The organism is Nocardia harenae NBRC 108248, from assembly GCF_001612885.1.
In the GTDB taxonomy this organism is placed as follows: Bacteria; Actinomycetota; Actinomycetes; order Mycobacteriales; family Mycobacteriaceae; genus Nocardia; species Nocardia harenae.
The window spans coordinates 650759-666810 of the sequence record NZ_BDBH01000004.1; the positions used below are offsets into that span (position 1 = coordinate 650759).

A 16052-nucleotide genomic window follows, 5' to 3' on the forward strand; every position below is an offset into this window, starting at 1 on the left:
GACCGGCGCGTGCCGCCCTCGGAACGGATGAGCAAGGACGGACACGACAAGCATGACCCACAACGACATCGCGGTCACCGGTGGAGTCGATACCCACGGTCTCACCCATCACGGCGCAGTGATCGACTCGGTAGGAAGGCATCTGGCCGATCGGGAATTCCCCGCCACCATCGGCGGGTACCGTGCGCTGCTGGGTTGGATGCGGGGCAAGTCGGACCCGATCGACGCCTATGCCGCCGCCACTGCCGTGTTGTCAGGCCGGGCTACCGGCATTCCGAAAAGCCGCGACGGCATCGTCGAATCCGTGCGAGTGCTTCGGGCCGCACCCCGCAGCGCGGTCAAGGCCCGCACCCAGGCCGTGAACCAGATCCGGGGACTGCTCGTCTCCGCGCCCGCGAGGCTGCGCGAGCAGACCATGGACATGGACCGAGCCACCCTGATCCGCACCCTCGCCGCACTGCGCCCCGGATCCGACCTGTCCGACCCGCTCACCGCGACACGGGCGGCCCTACGCCGACCGGCGCGCCGCCATCTCGGGATGGACACCGAAATCACCGAACTCGACACCCAGATCGGTCCACTGGTCCGCCAGGCAGCCCCCGCCCTGCTGGACATGTTCGGCGTCGGCGCCGAAACCGCAGGACAGCTGCTGGCCACCGCTGGCGACAACCCGCAACGCATGCGCTCAGAAGCCGCGTTCGCCCACCTCGCGGGCGTCGCGCCCATCCCCGCGTCCTCCGGACGCACCCACCGCCACCGCCTCAACCGCGGCGGCGACCGCGCCGCCAACAACGCCCTGCACACCATCGTCCTGGTCCGCATGCGCCACGATCCACGCACCCGCGCCTACGTCGAACGCCGCACCAAACATGGAATGTCGAAGAAAGAGATCATGCGATGCCTCAAACGATTCGTCGCACGCGAGGTCTACCGCATACTGACCAGCCCACCCACCGAAACCATCAACAAGCCCGCTCCAGCCGCTTGACATCTATAGGAGCATCCCCGGCCGGTCAGGCGGCGCCGGGCTGTCGACGGCAGGTGAATACTGGATCTGGCCCAAATTTCGTGATGCCGGGGTTCGTCAGTTGCTGAGAGCTCCTAACATGATCGTCTGAGTGGCGGCGAGTGTCGTTGTGGTGCAGCATGTTCGGTCGTGGCAGCACCTTGGATCGTGGACGACGAGTTGTGGGCAGTGATCGAACCGCTACTGCCGATCAAGCCGGCGGGAACACCAGGCCCGGCGCGGATGGACGATCGGCTGGTGTTCCAGGGCATCTTGTTCGGGGGCTGCTGCACGGATGGGTGACATCGATCTGGCTTGCCAAGAGGCCGGCCTGGAAGGATGTTCATCGTGCCCAAGCCCTACCCCCGAGAGTTCCGTGACGACGTGGTCCGGGTCGCCCGCAACCGCGAGGACGGGGTGACCCTGGAACAGGTCGCCGCGGATTTCGGGATCCATCCGATGACGCTGTCGAAATGGATGCGCCAAGCCGACATCGACGAGGGCAACAAGCCCGGAACCAGCAGCAGCGAGTCCGCTGAGCTGCGGGAACTGCGGCGCCGGACCCGATTGCTCGAGCAGGAGAACGAGGTCCTGCGCCGGGCCGCAGCCTACCTGTCCCAGGCGAATCTGCCGGGAAAAGGCTCTACCCGCTCGTGAGCGAGCTCGCCGCCGACGGGATCCCCGTGGTGGTGACGTGCCGGGTACTGAAGCTCGCTCGCCAACCGTTCTACCGGTGGCTGGCCCGACCGGTCACCGCCGCCGAGCTCGGTGAGGCCTATCGCGCGAACGCCTTGTTCGACGCTCACCGTGACGACCCGGAGTTCGGGCACCGGTTCCTGGCCGACGAAGCCGAGACGGCGGGTGAGCCGATGGCGGTGCGGACCGCGTGGCGGATCTGCTCGGTCAACAGGTGGTGGTCGGTGTTCGGCAAACCCCGCCGCGGCAAGAGTAAACGGCCGGGTCCACCGGTCCATGACGATCTCGTCCTCCGTGATTTCACCGCTGACCGTCCGAATACGTTGTGGCTCAGCGACATAACCGAACACCGGACCGCTCCGATGCATCATCCGTCATGACAACACCTTGTCGCTCAACAGCGTGGGTACCGGCCAGGATATGGGCGATCCGGTCGGCAGCCGGGAGTCGTAGGTGGCGGCGATGCGCCGATGCCCGCTCCCGGCGTCCCAGGACCAGCTCTGCGGGCCGATTCGGGGATGACGACAGCGACGGCGCAGCCGAGCTGCGCCGCGGAGGTCAGGTCACCGACGCACAGGCGGACATCCAGGAACCCCGGCGCGGAAGGCATGGCCCGGCCCGGTCGGATCTAGCCGTTCCGCCGATCAGGCCCCCGGATGGCCGTGCCGTCCAGGAAAGGGGTTCCGGTAGTAGTCGCCGAAAATCGGGCGGATATGGCGGTGCTGTCGGTCAGCGGCGGCGGTCGGCTCCCGGTCCCAAGATCGAGGTCAGCTCGCGCATCGCCTGTGGGGATGGTTTGAAGTATCGGCGCAGGTTCTCGGCTTTGCGGTGCCGGGATTTGGCCATCAGTTCGAGCAGGCCGGCGCCGGATTCGCCGAGGTGGGTCAGGCCCGACTGCCGGAGTTGGTGCAGATCCCATCAGGTTCCTGGCCCGTGTGTCGCGGTGGCGGCGTCGAGCAGGTCGCGGGGCTCGGCGGCCCATCGCGGCCAGGAACCGGCGCCGCTCCGCGGGCAGCATCGACAGATCCAGACGATCCGCGCCCAGCCCGCGCCCCGACCGCGGCCCGGGTCCACGAACGCCAGATCCGCCCGAGTCAGCGTGAAGAACCGGAACAACGCCTCGCGACTGATCTCCGGGCCCCCGCAGACGCTCCAACTCCTCGTCCGCGAACATCCGGCCAGCCAGCTACGCCATATCCGCCCGATTTTCGGCGGTTACTACCGGAACCCCGGAAAGCCAGCCGCTGCGCCGGGTCCGCGGCGAACGAAATACCGAGGCGGCGGCAGTCGGCGGTGTGCCGGAGACCGCCGGATCATTGGCGTCGATCACCACCAGCTCCGGCGGCCCGTGCCGGTCGGCGGGTTCGGCCACCGATACCTCGGCCGCCCGCGCCATCGCGCCGGGGTACATGCCGGCCAGCTGCGCCATATCGACATCGGTCGTGCAGGTGAACCGTGCCGTGTGCGCGCCGCCTATCAGCCGGACTCCGTCGAGAGCTACCCCGCGCGCCGCCAATGCTCGTGCGTGCGGCGCGAAGTCCGGGCCGACGCCGCCGAGCAGCATCGACGGCCTGCCGAGTTCGGCCAGGCCGTAGCACCTATCGGCACCGACGGCAGCGGGTTCATGGTTCTCCTAGGGGTCGAACGGCCGGATGTGAGGCAGATCGGGGATCGCGCCGTCGCGATACCGTTCGCGCACGGCGAAGCGGCGCACCTTGCCGCTCGAGGTCACGGGAATGGAGCCGGCCGAGGTGAGGACGACGTCATCGAGCCGCAATCCGTGGCCGGCGCCGACGGCGGCACGCACCGCGGCGACGATACCGGCCGGATCGATGGTATCGGCGGCGTAATCCCGGTTCAGCTCGGCGACCACGACGAGGCGGGGGCGTTCGTCGTCGAGCACCTGGAAGGCCGCGCATCGATCGGCCCGCAGCGCCGAATGTGCGGCCGTCGCGGTGTTCTCGATATCGGAGGGGTAGTGGTTGGCGCCGTCCACGATGACGAGATCCTTGAGCCGCCCGGTGACGTACAGCCGGTCCTCATACACGAATCCGAGATCGCCGGTACGAAGAAACCGCCCTCGGTAGCCGGTCACGGTAGCGCCGAAGGTCGCCGCCGATGCCTCCGGCGCATCCCAGTACCCGAGACCGATACTGTCTCCGCGCAGACAGATCTCACCGACCCTGTCCGCCGCGGCGGGTGTATCGGACCCGGGATCGACCAGGACGAGGTGGTAGCCGTCGTCGGGTCGCCCGCTCGCCACCAGGGTGCGGCCGCCGCCTGCGACCGGCAGTACCCGGCCTCTGGTCAACGCGAGCGGATCGACATCAACGGTGCTGAGTCCGGTGCCGCGCGGGCCGCCGCTCACGAACAGCGTCGCCTCGGCGAGGCCGTAGCAGGGGAACAGGGCGGCGGGATCGAATCCGGCAGGCGCGAAGTGTTCCGCGAATCCGGTCAGCGTGTCCGGGCGGACGGGCTCGGCGCCGCACAGCGCCACCCGCAGCTGGGACAGGTCGTAGCGCTCCACCCGCGCGGCCGTTACCCGGCGGGCGGCGAGGGCGAAGGCGAAGTTGGGCGCGACCGTGTGGGTGGCCCGGAAGCGCGACATCGCGGCTATCCAGCGGGCCGGGCGCTGCACGAAGGCCAGCGGCGACATCCCGATGACGGTGGAGTCGCTATATACCGGGTACGTCACCATGGTGAGCAGCCCCATATCATGGAACACCGGCAGCCAGCTCACCCCGACCCCCGGCCCGATCCGGGCGGCGACCATGCTCAGGTTGGCGAGCACATTGCGATGGGTGAGCACGACCCCTTTCGGCTCCCCGGTCGATCCGGAGGAGTACTGCAGGTAGGCCACCCGATCACCGGTGATACCGGGGTCCCGGTAGCGATCCGCCTCGGCCCTGTCGATTCGGTCGGTGACGACCATCCGCAGCCCGGCGAACTCCTCCGCCGCCAGGATCGCGGTCACCGGTTCAGCGATGTCCGAGGCCGTGAGCAGCAGGCGGGCACCGGAATTGCGGGCGATCGACGCCAGCCGGGCCAGCCCCGCCTCCGGTTTGCCCGGGTGCGGGGGCGCGACCGGAACCGCGATCACCCCGGCGTAGAGGCAGCCGAAGAACGCGGTCAGGAACTCCAGGCCGGGTGCGTAGAGCAGCAACGCGCGATCCCCCGGCTGCGCCGTCTGCCCCAGGTGCGCGGCCACCGCGCGGGCGCCGAGCTCCAGCTCACCGAACGTCAGCGCCGCAGTGGATTCGTCGCCGTCACCGAGGAAGCGGAACCGCACCTCGTCCGGGGTGGCCGCGGCGCGGGCAGCGAGCAATTCGACCAGGGTCGCGATCCCGACGGGGGAGACAGTGGTCATCCGCGTGCTCCTGACGTGCGATGGAATTCCGCCGGGCGTGGCGAGCTGTACGGAACGTGGTGGTCGTAGACGAAGGCCCCGACGTAGCCCGCGCCCAAATCGAAGTGATGGAGGTAGCCGGTTCGGAGTCCGCCCTCGACCTCGGTCACCACGGCGCGCCCCTCGGTGTCGAGCCCCGTTTCGAGCGTGTCCGGCGCGATCGTCAGCCCGCTCCCCAGCCATTTCAGGTAGCTCTCCTTGGCCACCCAGTACCGAAGGAAGCGGCGCCGGTCGGTGCCGGCGGCAGCGGCTTCCCGTGCCGTGAGCACCCGCGGCGCCAGCCACACCGGGACCGCGCCGGAGTCGACCGCCTCGACGTCGACACCGAGTGATCCGGTCGCGGCGACCGCGACCACGGCGAGCCCCCGGGTATGGGTGAGGTTGAAGCTGACCGCACGGTCGGACAATTCGGGCTTTCCGCGCTTCCCCTCGGTGAAGACAAGGTCATCGGGCCGGCGTCCGGTGCGGTCGGCGAGCACGTGGCGCAGCATCGCCCGCGCACGCACGAAATCGGCCGCGTGCTCGGCTGACCAGAACCGGGTGCTGCGCGCGATCTCGGCCGGGGACAGCACCCGGAGATCGGCGGCCGCGTGTGTCCCGGTCAGCGCGCACCACCGGAGCTCGACGTCGCCCCCGGTCACGCCGGGCTGCCCAGCGAGTGCCGAATGTGCCCGATGACGGCGTCTTGGTGGGTGATCGGGAAGAAGTGCCCGCCGGGAATCATCCGGATGTCGACCCCCGCCACGCCGTACTCCGACCACTGCAGGAGTTCGGCGGGCAGCACGTGGGTGTCGCCACTGCCGCCGAATACGGTGATCGGCAGCGCCAGCGGCGGCCCCGGCTGATAGCGGTAGGACTGGTCGACCGACAGATCCGCGCGCATGAGCGCGAGCACCGAGCGGCGCATCCGATCGTCGCCGAGTATCTCATCCGGGGTGCCCCCGAGCGCGCGGACCACATCGAGCACGGTCGATTCCGGCGCGGTGCGCAACGGCGGCAGCCGGGACGGCAGGTGTGGCGCACGCCTGCCGGAGATCAGCAGCCGCACCGGCCGTGGCCCGCGGGAAACCAGCAGCCTGCGAGTGAGTTCGTAGGCCAGCAGCGCGCCGAGGCTGTGGCCGTACACCGCGAACGGCTCCCGCCAGTGGCCGTCCATCGCCGCCACCAGATCATCGAGCAGATGGTCGATGTGCTCGAAGGGTTTCTCGCGCAACCGGATCTCGCGGCCGGGTGGTTGCAGCGGCACGACGTCGACTCCGGGGGCGAGCTGCCTGCGCCACGGGAGGTAGGCCGAGGCGCCCGCACCGGCGTGTGGCAGGCAGTACAGGGCGGTGGCGCCGCTGCCTGCGGGCGGGTACGGCATCCACCGGCGAATATCGATCGCCGACGCGTTCACGCCCCACGCTCCAGCGCGGGCGTTTGCACGATGAGGTAGGGCGGTGGTGGCGGCGGCGGGCCGGGCGGCGCGGCGAGCAAGGTGATGCCGTCGTGCTCGCCCGCCTCTTCGAACCCGGCGAACCGATAGGTGATGTACATGATCCGATTACGCTCGGTGCCGACGAATTCGGCGATCAGGCGGGCCCCGGCGGCGCGGGCCAGAGCCGTGACGTGGTGCAGCAGCACCGTCCCGACGCCGCGCGAGATCACCCGGCACGACATCAGCAGCAGCTTCAGCCGCCACTCACTGATCCCGCGCTCCGCCAGCGCCAGGCCGATCTGGCCGTAGCTCCCGTACCGATCCTCCAGCTCGGCCATCAGCAGGACGTGCTCATCGGAGTTCGCGTAGGCCGCCAGCTCGTCGGCGGAGTACATGATCCCGGTGGAGTTCAGCTGGTTGGTCCGTACCACCAGTTCTTCCGCACGGCCGATGTCCGCGGCGGTGGCGGGGCCGATCGTGAAGCGCATCCCCAGGGTGGCCAGGAATTCCTCGCTGGTGCCGGTGAACTGTTCCTCGGCCTCGGTGCGTTCGATGCTCGCCCGGTACAGGTGCCGCCTGCGCCTGGCGTCCGCGCTCACCGCGCGCGGCCGGAGCTCCGCGCGACCGGCCAGCCCTGCGGCCTCCTCCGCGTCGATACACAGCACCTCGGGATGGGCGAACCGCACCTCGTCCCGTTCGAGTTCCTGGTCGTCGACGAAGGCGAGCGTGTCGATGCCGATACCGAGCCGCTCGGCAATCGTCGCTACCGACACCGATTTGCTCTGCCAGCCGATCTGGGGGTACAGGAAGTAGTCGGCGATGCCGAGCTCGGCCAGCGTGGCCGCGACGGCGCTGGGATCGTTGCGGCTCGCGATCGAGTGCAGTATGCCGCGCTCGTCCAGGGCGACGAGCGTCTCCCGGATTCCGGGCCGCAGGTCGGTGATCTCGGCTCCCTCCAACAGGGTTCCGTCCCAGAGAGTGTGGTCGAGATCCCAGACCACGCACTTGATCTGGCGCTGACGTATCGAATTCATCGCAAGCCCCCGCTTCACTCGACGATGACCACGCGGGCCCGGTTGCGGCATGCGTCGTCGGCGATCAGGACATGCTGCATCTGGGTGCTGCCCTCGATGATCTCCATGACCTTGGCATCGCGGAGATAGCGCCCGACGGGGTAGTCGTCGCTGCACCCGCGGGCGCCGTGCAACTGCACCGCGTCGTTGGCCGCGGCCACCGCCGCGGTGGCGGCGAACTGCTTGGCGATGCAGGTCGCCATGATGGTGTCCGGGCTGCCCTCGTCCTTGAGCCGCGCGGCCTGCCCCACCAGGGCGCGTGCCGCCCTGGTGTCGACGGCCATGGCCGAGATCAGCTGCTGGACGAGCTGGTGGTCGCGGAGCGGCGCACCGCCCTGGCGCCGGAGGCCGGCGTAGTCGACGCAGGCCCGCAGGCAGGCCTGCAGGATGCCGACGCAGCCCGCGGCGACGCTGAACCGCCCGATGTCGAGTACCCCGGTGGCGACGGCCAGCCCCATGCCTTCGGGTCCGACGATGGCGTCGAGGGGCAGCTCGCAGTGGTCTAGCACGATCTCGGCGACCTGGCTGCCGCGGGTACCGGTGACCCCGGGAACCGGGATCCGGCGCACGCCCGGGTTCGCGGCGTCTACCACGAACGCCGCGGGCCCGGTCTGCGTCCGGGCGAAGACCAGCAGGACGTCGGCGAGCTGACCCCCGGTCACCCACAGCTTGTGGCCGTCCAGGATCCAGCCGTCCCCGCGCTGCCGGGCGGAGGTGCGAATCGCGGCGAAGTCGCTGCCCGCCTCGGCTTCCGTCAAGCAGAAGGCGCCGAGCGCTTCACCGGCAACCAGCGCCGCCTGCCAGCGCTGCCGCACGCCGTCGGTCCCCCACCGGTGCAGCGCGTACAGTGCCATGGAGTGCACAGTCAGCAGGCTGCGCAGGGCGGAGCAGCCCCGGCCGGCCTCCTCGTGTAGCCGGGCCAGCGCCACCATCCCGACGCCGGTGCCGCCCTGGGCGACCGGCAGCACCGCGCCCCACAGCCCGCGTGCGGCGCACGCCGACAGGACATCCGGATCGATCCGGCCGGTGCGATCGGCCTCGGCGGCACGCGGCGCCACCACCTCGTCGACGAATGCGCCGAGTTCGCCCCGCGACCACGCGAAGCCGGACTGCACACCGGTATCGACCGCCATCACACCGCCTCCGCCGCGTCGTGGCGCAATCGGCGGACGAGCGCGGCCATCACGTCGATGGTGCGGAAGTTGTCGAGCATCAGGTCGTCGTTGGGGATTCGCGCGCCCAGGTGCTGCTCGATGAACATGACGAGCTCCATCGCGAACAGCGAGTTGACAAAGCCGCTTTCGAAGATGTCGCGGTCGTCGCGGAGCAGGTCCTCGGGCACTCGCTGCGCGACGAATTCACGGATCTGGGCGTGGGCGTCGGTGAACATGGGCTGCGGTCCTGTCGATAGCGGAGGCGGAGGTCCGGGTAGCCGAACCGGCTAGGGGTAGGAGAAGAAGCCGCGGCCGGATTTTCGACCGAGCAGTCCGGCGTCCACCATCTCCCGGAGCAGCGGGCAGGGCTGGAACCTATCGTCGCCGTAGTGCTCCCGGAGCCCCTCGATGCTGTACAGGATGGTGTCCAGGCCGATGAGGTCGGCCGTCTCCAGCGGGCCGGAGGCGTGGCCGAAGCACGAGCGGAAGACGTCGTCCACCGAGCCGGGCTCCGCGACGCCGTCCCGTACCAGGGCGATCGCCTCGTTGATCGTGAGCATCAACACCCGGTTGGACACGAAACCCGGCATATCGCCTACGAGGATGCCCCGCTTGCCGATCTCGGCGAGCAGGGTCAGCGCGGTCGCGACGGTGGAATCGGAGGTCCGGCTACCGCGGATCACCTCGACGGCGGGCTTCATCGGGACCGGGTTCATGAAGTGCATCCCGATAATCCGATCGGGGCGTTCTGTTTCGGCGGCGATCCTGCTGATCGGAATGCAGGAGGTGTTCGCCGCGAAAACCGTTTCGAGCGGGCAGATCCGATCCAGCCGCGGATACAGCTCCGCCTTGCGCGACCAGTCCTCGGTGATGTTCTCCACCACGAATTCCGCAGCACCGAGATCGTCCAGCTCGGTGCTGTACCGCACGCGCTGGGTGAGGTCCCCGTGCTTGCCGGTGTCGTGCCCGAACAGCCGCCCGGTGCGGTAGTACCGGACGACCTCGGCCTCCGCGCGCTCCAGCTGGGCACGCACGTTGTCGACCAGGACGACCGAGAAGCCGTGCGCCGCCAGCGTCTGCGCGACACCGGCTCCCATCACGCCCGCACCGACCACTCCGAACAGTTTCATACCCGGGACTTCCTTTCCGTCGCGGTCGCCGTGCGCAGGTACTCGGCCATGTCCGCCACCGTCGGAGCCTCGAAAAGCGTCTCGGTGGGAACGGCCACCCGGAACTGCCTGTTGATCGCGGTGACCAGTTGCAGTCCGACCAGGGAATTGCCGCCGTACTCGAAGAAGTCGTCGTGCGGGCCCACCCGGTCGATGCCGAGCGCGTCCTGCCACAATCGTGCGAGCCGCTCCCGGTAGGCGTCGATGCCCGTCGGCACCCCATCCGGCGCCTCCGCGACGGGTGCTTCGAACGGGTCGCCGCCCGCCCACGCATCCAACCGCTCGCGCAGTCGGCCCGCGGAGACCACCGCTCGGGCGGGCCCGTCGGCCACGAGCCGGTCCAGCACCGCCAGCGCCGCGTCCGGGGGGAAGGAATACTCGGTCAGCGAGCCGGGTGTGCCGCCGTCCCCGGCGGGGCGGACGGTGTCCTGCCAGGTGTCCCAGCACGCCGCGCGCCATGCGGAGCCGCCGGGCAGGTTGCGCAGGGTGACGAAGTGGTCCTGGAACGCGTTCGCGGCCGCATAGGTGGCGAAGCCGATGCCGCCGAGCACCGCCGCCATGGACGAAAGCAGGACCACGAAATCCGGGCGTTCGCCGTGCAGCGCGGCGGCCAGCGCCAGCGTGCCGTCCACCTTGGCCCGGAAGTGCGCCGCCCTGAACTCCGGCCGGGACGCCGCGATGGTGGTGAAGGCTTCCGGTGCCAGCACTCCCGCGGCGTGCACCACTCCGTCGATCGGACCGTACCGGCGCCGGACGGCGGCGACGGCGGTGGCCGCCGCGGCGGCATCCCCGATATCGCAGGGCACGACCTCGACCCGGGCGCCGGACTCGCGGAGTTCCCGGAGCGCGAGCGCCCGGGCCCGGAGCTGCTCCGGCGCGGCGCCGAGCTGCTCGTCGTCTTCCGGCAGCGGGCTGCGCGCGAGCAGTACAAGCGCGATATCCGTGGCCGCGTGAGCCAGCCGCGCCGCGACCCGGAGCCCGATCTGTCCGGTGCCACCGGTGACCAAATACACGCCGCCGTCGCGGACGTAGCGAGCGGGCGGGTCCAGCGCCAACGGCCGAAAGCGCCGCGCCAGCCTGCGTCTGCCGCGCTGGGCGAGCACCGTATCAGTTCCAGGCCAGCAGGTTTCGCCCACCACGGCGGCGGCGACGGCGGGCCACGAAACGGCCGGGTCGTCCACCGGCGTCAGCACGTCGAGCAGGCGCACCGACAGGCCCGGGTGCTCCTGGCCGGCGACCAAGGCGGGCCCGATGACGGTTGTCTTCCCGGGATACAGCACGTCCGCCGGGTCGATGAGCTGCGCGTGGTCGGTCACGACCAGGACCCGGCACCCGTCCACGCAGTGCCCGCCGAGCGGCGGGACCAGCGCCATCAGGCTGTCGAAGCCGCGCCGCCGGTGCGCGTTCACGCCTTCTGCAGTCACCGGGTCCACCCGCGTGCCGCTCACCGACCACAGGTGGATCACGGTCGCGGGCAGCAGATCCCGCTCTGCGAGTGCGCCCAGCAGCAATTGGTGATCGGCCGCGTTGTCCGGCCGGACCCGATACCCGTCGGAGCCGTTCTCCTCGAAAGCGGTGCCGGGAACGACGGTGACGCAGTCGGCACCGTCCAGTTCCTGCAGTACCAGTGCGGCGAGTCCGACCGCGCGGGTGCCTGGGTCGGTGAAGACGAGGTAGGGCCCACGACCCGGCACCGCGCTTCCTGTCGCGGGTGCCGCGGCCCAGTGTGGTTCGAGCACCTCCGGCCCGCTGCTCGCGGCCGCGACCGCAGGCCCGGCATCCGGCCAGAACCTCTGGTGCTGAAACGAGTAGGTGGGCAGGGATATCGATGCTCCCCGGGCGCCTGCGCGCGGCCAGTCCACCTCCGCACCGGCCGCCCAGAGCCGGCCGATGCTGCGGCACAGAACCTTCGGTCCCGGGTCGGGGACGGCGGCGCCGCGCAGCGTGGGGATGGCCACCACCCGGTCGGCGACATTCTGCCCGACCAGGCTCGCCAACTGCCCCGCGCCGAGGTCGACCGCGACGCACGGGTCCGAACCGACCAGGGTCTGCACGCCGTCGGCGAACTGGACGGGTGAGCACAGGTGCTCCGCCCAGTAGCCAGGGTCGCGGGCCTGATCGTCGGTGATCCAGGAGCCGGTCAGGTTGGACACCAGCGGGATCCGCGGCTTGTGCAGCGGAACGTTGTCGAACAGCGCGCGCAGTTCGGCACGAAGCGGATCCAGCAGCGGTGTGTGCATGGCCCGGGTGGCCGGCACCGCCCGGCTCGCGATGCCGTCAGCGGAGAGGCGATGCTCGAGCGCGGTGATCTTGAGTTCCGGGCCGGCGACGACGACGGTGGTGGGGCTGTTGAGCGCAGCGCAGGAAAGCCCGGGCCGGAGATAGCCGACGATGCGCTCCGCCGAGGTCGCCACTGTCAACATGGCACCCGGTGCGGCGCTCGCCACGAGCCGCGCCCGCCGCACCACCAGCGGGAGTGCGACCTGAAGTTCGATGACTCCGGCCAGGCACGCGGCCGTGTACTCGCCGAGGCTGTAGCCGAGCAGGCCGGTGGGCTCGATACCGTATGCCTGCCACAGCTGCGCGGAGGCGTAGCCGAGCGCGAAGACCACGGCGTGGGCCAGGTCGATCCGGGTGACGAGTTCGCCGGTCGGCGCGGCCGGGCCGCGGCGCAGCGCGGCGAACGGGTCCGGCGCGGCCACCGAGTCCTGTGGATAGAGCGCCGCGCGCAGGTCGCATCCCAGTGCGTCGGCCGCGACCTCGGCACACTGGTCGAGCGCGGTGCGGAAGGCGGGCTCCGACCGGTAGAGCTCGCGAGCCATGCCGGGAAACTGGTCGCCGGTGCCTGGCACGACGAAACGCACGGCAGGCGGAGCACCGCGGGGCACCGCGCGCACCGGTATCCGGCGGCCGATCTCGTCGAGTTCGCGGACCGCCTCCGGGATCGTGCGGAACGCGACGGCGGCGCGATGCGGCATCGGGGTCCGCCCGGATTGCAGCGTGGCGGCCAGGTCGGCCGGGTCCACCCCGGGGTTGGCGCGCAGGTGCTCGGCGACCGCCCGCGCCGCGTCGGTGACCGCCCGCGGTGCACGCCCCGACAGCGGAAGCACATGCCACCGCCCGGATCCGGGGTCCGGCTTCGCGGCCGGCGGCGCGGCCGCGAGCACGACGTGCGCGTTGGTGCCCGACCAGCCGAACGAACTGACTCCGGCCACCGGAATCTCCGTCCCCGGCCAGCGAATGTTCTCGTGCGGCAGACGAACCGGCGCGGCAGTCCAGTCGATGGTCGGATTCGGCAGGGACAGATGCAAATTCCGAGGGATGGTGCGACGCCCGAGCACCAGGACGGCCTTGATCAGCCCGGCGATACCCGCCGCCCCGGTCAGGTGGCCGATATTGGTCTTCACCGCACCCACGTACAGCGGCCGGCTCGCCGCTCGGCCGCCGAACACCTCGGTCAGCGCGGCGATCTCCATGGCATCACCGAGCTGGGTTCCGGAGCCGTGTGCCTCGACGTACCCGACATCATCGGGGTCGATTCCGGCCCCGAGATGCGCCTCCCGGACCACCGCCACCTGTGCGGCCGGGTTCGGCGCGGTGAGCCCGTTGCTCGTGCCGTCCTGATTCACCGCCGAGCCGCGCACCACAGCCAGCACCCGACGCTGCCGCGCGGCGGCGTCGCCGGCCCGCTCGATGACGACCGCGCCACATCCCTCGCCGAGGAGAAAGCCGTCGGCAGCCGCGTCGAAGGTCTTGCAGCGGCCATCGGCCGCGAGCATCCGCATCTTGCAGGCCTGCAGGAAGGTGTTGGGGTGCACCGTCGCGCCGACCCCGGCGACCACTGCCCGATCGCAGTCGCCGTTCCGGATGCTGTTCACCGCCAGGTGCAGTGCCACCAGCGATGACGAACAGGCGGTGTCGATGACCACGCTCGGTCCCCGCAGGTCGAGCAGGTAAGACAGCCGCCCCGCCACGACGCTGGAGGCGTTCCCCAGCCCGAGATACGGGTCATCGAGTTCACCGTGGCCGCCACGGTCGACGAGCAGATTCGCGTATCGGCCGTCTGCCATCATGCCGACGAAGACGCCCGTGCGCGTGGTGCGGAGCCGATCGGAGGACAGGCCGGCGTCCTCCAGCGCTGCCCAGCTCACCTCGAGCAGCATCCGCTGCTGCGGGTCCATCCGCGCCGCTTCGCGGGGGGAGATACCGAAGAATCGGGCATCGAAGCCCGCGAGATCGTCGACGAACGCGCCCCTGGTGGTGTAGACGGTACCCGGCCGCCCGGGGTCGGGGTCGAAGCAGGCGGTGGCGTCCCACCGGTCCGGCGGCACCTCAGCCGCGGCGTCGACACCGTCGGCGAGGTTGCGCCAGAACAACTCTGGGGAATCCGCGCCACCGGGAAACCGGCATGCGAGCCCGGTGATGCCGATGACGGGGTCATCCGGATGCGATCTGGTGCCGATTCCGGCCGGTCGAGCGGCTGCGGTGGGTCCGGCCAGCGCTGCACTCACCGACTCGATGGTCGGGAACTCGTACAGCAGCGTTTCGCTGAGTGTGCGCCCGAGCATCTCCTCCAGCTCGCCGGAGAGGCCGACGGCATCCGATGAGGTCAGGCCGTAGTCGGCGAAGGCAGCCGTGCGGTCGACGGCGGCCGCTTCGATCCCGGCGATCTCGCCGATCCGCGCGGCCAGCCAGCTCTCGATAGCGGGCCGGTCGATGGCGGCGGCAGTCATCCCGTTCGGCAACACCGATACCCCCTCCGGACCCGGGAATGGCACAAATATTCGGTCGAACATATTCTCTGTGAATTCGCGGGACCATCAACCCCCCGATCGGGGGGATTGCGGCAACCGGCCTGTCGTCTACCGTGGGACCGAGCTGCCGAAAACCGGCACAACCAAAATCCGATCGCGGGCCAGCGCAAGGATAACCATTGGAAACTCAGCAGGTCGCGACTTCGACCGAAATATCTCCCTTCGGGAGAACCCTGGGGGGATTGCGCGCCGATCCCGCGCTGACGACTTTCTGGGAGAGTATCTGGACGGCACCGGCGACCGAGAATGAATTCCTGACGTACGTGGGGGAGATTCGGCGTTTCGCCGAGTACAGCGGCGGCCTGCTCGGCCGTAGCCCGGATTTCCTGGCTGGCATCGTCTCCGCGTGGGCGGTGAATGCCGCGCATTTCGGTGCGGGCGCCGACCGGGTGCGCGAGTTCCACGCCGAGTGCCGGGCTCGGGGCCGGGTCCTCACCCATGCGATCTCGGATGTCTCCGAGCGGGGACAGGTCGACGGCGCCCGGCTGCTCCGGGTGGTCGACCGGGATGCGGACGGCGTGTACCTCAGCGGTTTCAAGCAGCTGGCGACCCTGGCCCCGTACGCCGATCTGCTGCTGATCTACCCGTACCGGATGCTGTCCCCGGCGGAGGCGCCGGCCGCGCTGTGCGTCGCAGTCGAGCCGGATACCGCGGGGGTGATGATCCATCGGCGCCCCGGATTCCGTGGGGCGCACGAGCTGCCGGACGAATCCATCGACGTGCTCGACGAGCAGGACGCGATCGTCGAGCTGGAGCACGCGTTCGTCCCGCACTCCCTGGTCTTCCTCGACCGCGCGGTCGAGCGCTGCAACACCCTGCGAGCGGGCACCGGGATGACCGGCCCGGCCTGGATCCAGGCGCTGGCCCGGATGGCGGCGAAGGCGCAGATGTACCGCGCACTGGCCGCCCGGGTGCTGGACAGCGGACCGACCTCCGCGAAGGAGCCCGGGATCGCCCTGGCGAAACTCACCCGCTTCGCCGCGAATACCGAGCGGGACTTCCAGGCCGCGCTCGAATCGGCGGGCTTCGACGAACGCTGCGGATTCTGGGCCGCGGATCGGGAACTTTTGTTGCACGGAATCGCTAATTTTACCGAACGCATCGAAACCGCGACTGCGATTCTTGCCTCGATCGCCGGCCTCGATCTTATCTGCGCGAAACCAGGTAGGGCGAACCGGACCGGGCTGATTCCGGCGGCGCCGCAACTCTCCGATTGGACACTCTTCACGAATCTGTGCTCGGGCGCCTACGGCTACCGGCAGAACAAATACGAACTCGCGTTCGTGGGTGATCCCGACCGGCTCGCCGCCGGCTGAT

At 70.1% G+C, this 16052-nt stretch carries 13 protein-coding genes and 1 pseudogene; 5 read left to right on the forward strand and 9 right to left on the reverse strand.

Annotated features, from left to right (window positions below):
• Nucleotides 1-52 precede the first annotated feature (52 nt).
• The 4 genes and pseudogenes from NH2_RS09175 (at nucleotide 53) to NH2_RS28650 (ending at nucleotide 2082) form a co-directional block, all read left to right on the forward strand.
• Nucleotides 53-988 carry a transposase gene (locus tag NH2_RS09175; protein ID WP_067651173.1) on the forward strand — a complete coding sequence of 312 codons (936 nt, stop codon included), beginning with the start codon at nucleotides 53-55 and terminating at the stop codon, nucleotides 986-988.
• Nucleotides 989-1171: 183 nt separating this feature from the next.
• A pseudogene (locus NH2_RS29680) lies at nucleotides 1172-1285 on the forward strand (transposase); the annotation flags it as partial.
• 69 nt (nucleotides 1286-1354) lie between these two features.
• Complete coding sequence (locus NH2_RS29485) at nucleotides 1355-1663, forward strand: IS3 family transposase (protein WP_067652501.1); 309 nt, start codon at nucleotides 1355-1357, stop codon at nucleotides 1661-1663.
• Nucleotides 1660-2082, forward strand: coding sequence for a transposase (locus NH2_RS28650; RefSeq protein ID WP_084505356.1), 423 nt, complete (start codon nucleotides 1660-1662; stop codon nucleotides 2080-2082). Before NH2_RS29485 ends, NH2_RS28650 begins: the two co-directional genes overlap by 4 nt.
• A gap of 806 nt (nucleotides 2083-2888) precedes the next feature.
• On the opposite strand, the gene NH2_RS09190 is transcribed toward NH2_RS28650, so the two are convergent.
• The 9 genes from NH2_RS09190 to NH2_RS09230 form a co-directional block, all read right to left on the reverse strand.
• On the reverse strand, nucleotides 2889-3266 hold the full coding sequence (locus NH2_RS09190; RefSeq protein ID WP_067651176.1) for a carbohydrate kinase family protein: 378 nt from the start codon (nucleotides 3264-3266) through the stop codon (nucleotides 2889-2891).
• Nucleotides 3267-3335: 69 nt separating this feature from the next.
• Nucleotides 3336-5069, reverse strand: coding sequence for a fatty acyl-AMP ligase (locus NH2_RS09195; RefSeq protein WP_067651179.1), 1734 nt, complete (start codon nucleotides 5067-5069; stop codon nucleotides 3336-3338).
• The gene (locus NH2_RS09200; protein ID WP_067651182.1) at nucleotides 5066-5749 is read right to left on the reverse strand and encodes a 4'-phosphopantetheinyl transferase family protein; all 684 of its coding nucleotides are present in this window, start codon (nucleotides 5747-5749) and stop codon (nucleotides 5066-5068) included. The genes NH2_RS09195 and NH2_RS09200 overlap by 4 nt, the downstream gene beginning before the upstream one ends.
• Nucleotides 5746-6504, reverse strand: coding sequence for a thioesterase II family protein (locus tag NH2_RS09205; RefSeq protein ID WP_067651185.1), 759 nt, complete (start codon nucleotides 6502-6504; stop codon nucleotides 5746-5748). The genes NH2_RS09200 and NH2_RS09205 overlap by 4 nt, the downstream gene beginning before the upstream one ends.
• Nucleotides 6501-7559 (reverse strand): HAD-IIIC family phosphatase, encoded by a 1059-nt coding sequence (locus NH2_RS09210; protein ID WP_067651188.1) that lies wholly within the window; start codon nucleotides 7557-7559, stop codon nucleotides 6501-6503. The genes NH2_RS09205 and NH2_RS09210 overlap by 4 nt, the downstream gene beginning before the upstream one ends.
• Before the next feature lie 14 nt (nucleotides 7560-7573).
• The gene (locus NH2_RS09215; RefSeq protein ID WP_067651191.1) at nucleotides 7574-8731 is read right to left on the reverse strand and encodes an acyl-CoA dehydrogenase family protein; all 1158 of its coding nucleotides are present in this window, start codon (nucleotides 8729-8731) and stop codon (nucleotides 7574-7576) included.
• The gene (locus NH2_RS09220) at nucleotides 8731-8988 is read right to left on the reverse strand and encodes an acyl carrier protein (protein WP_067651194.1); all 258 of its coding nucleotides are present in this window, start codon (nucleotides 8986-8988) and stop codon (nucleotides 8731-8733) included. The genes NH2_RS09215 and NH2_RS09220 overlap by 1 nt, the downstream gene beginning before the upstream one ends.
• A 51-nt stretch (nucleotides 8989-9039) precedes the next feature.
• Nucleotides 9040-9882, reverse strand: a complete 843-nt coding sequence (locus NH2_RS09225; protein WP_067651197.1) for a 3-hydroxyacyl-CoA dehydrogenase family protein — start codon at nucleotides 9880-9882, stop codon at nucleotides 9040-9042.
• Nucleotides 9879-14654: a type I polyketide synthase gene (locus NH2_RS09230; RefSeq protein ID WP_067651200.1), complete on the reverse strand. Its 4776-nt coding sequence runs from the start codon at nucleotides 14652-14654 to the stop codon at nucleotides 9879-9881. The genes NH2_RS09225 and NH2_RS09230 overlap by 4 nt, the downstream gene beginning before the upstream one ends.
• Nucleotides 14655-14854: 200 nt before the next feature.
• Here NH2_RS09230 and NH2_RS09235 point away from each other — a divergent pair, with 200 nt between their 5' ends.
• Nucleotides 14855-16051, forward strand: coding sequence for a 4-hydroxyphenylacetate 3-hydroxylase N-terminal domain-containing protein (locus NH2_RS09235; RefSeq protein WP_084505359.1), 1197 nt, complete (start codon nucleotides 14855-14857; stop codon nucleotides 16049-16051).
• Nucleotide 16052: the final 1 nt, after the last annotated feature.

Coding starts and splice junctions, on each gene's coding strand:
- NH2_RS09175 (WP_067651173.1), top strand. CDS start 53: ATGACCCACAACGACATCGCGGTCACCGGTGGAGTCGATACCCACGGT.
- NH2_RS09190 (WP_067651176.1), bottom strand. CDS start 3,266: ATGCTGCTCGGCGGCGTCGGCCCGGACTTCGCGCCGCACGCACGAGCA.
- NH2_RS09195 (WP_067651179.1), bottom strand. CDS start 5,069: ATGACCACTGTCTCCCCCGTCGGGATCGCGACCCTGGTCGAATTGCTC.
- NH2_RS09210 (WP_067651188.1), bottom strand. CDS start 7,559: ATGAATTCGATACGTCAGCGCCAGATCAAGTGCGTGGTCTGGGATCTC.
- NH2_RS09215 (WP_067651191.1), bottom strand. CDS start 8,731: ATGGCGGTCGATACCGGTGTGCAGTCCGGCTTCGCGTGGTCGCGGGGC.
- NH2_RS09220 (WP_067651194.1), bottom strand. CDS start 8,988: ATGTTCACCGACGCCCACGCCCAGATCCGTGAATTCGTCGCGCAGCGA.
- NH2_RS09225 (WP_067651197.1), bottom strand. CDS start 9,882: ATGAAACTGTTCGGAGTGGTCGGTGCGGGCGTGATGGGAGCCGGTGTC.
- NH2_RS09230 (WP_067651200.1), bottom strand. CDS start 14,654: ATGACTGCCGCCGCCATCGACCGGCCCGCTATCGAGAGCTGGCTGGCC.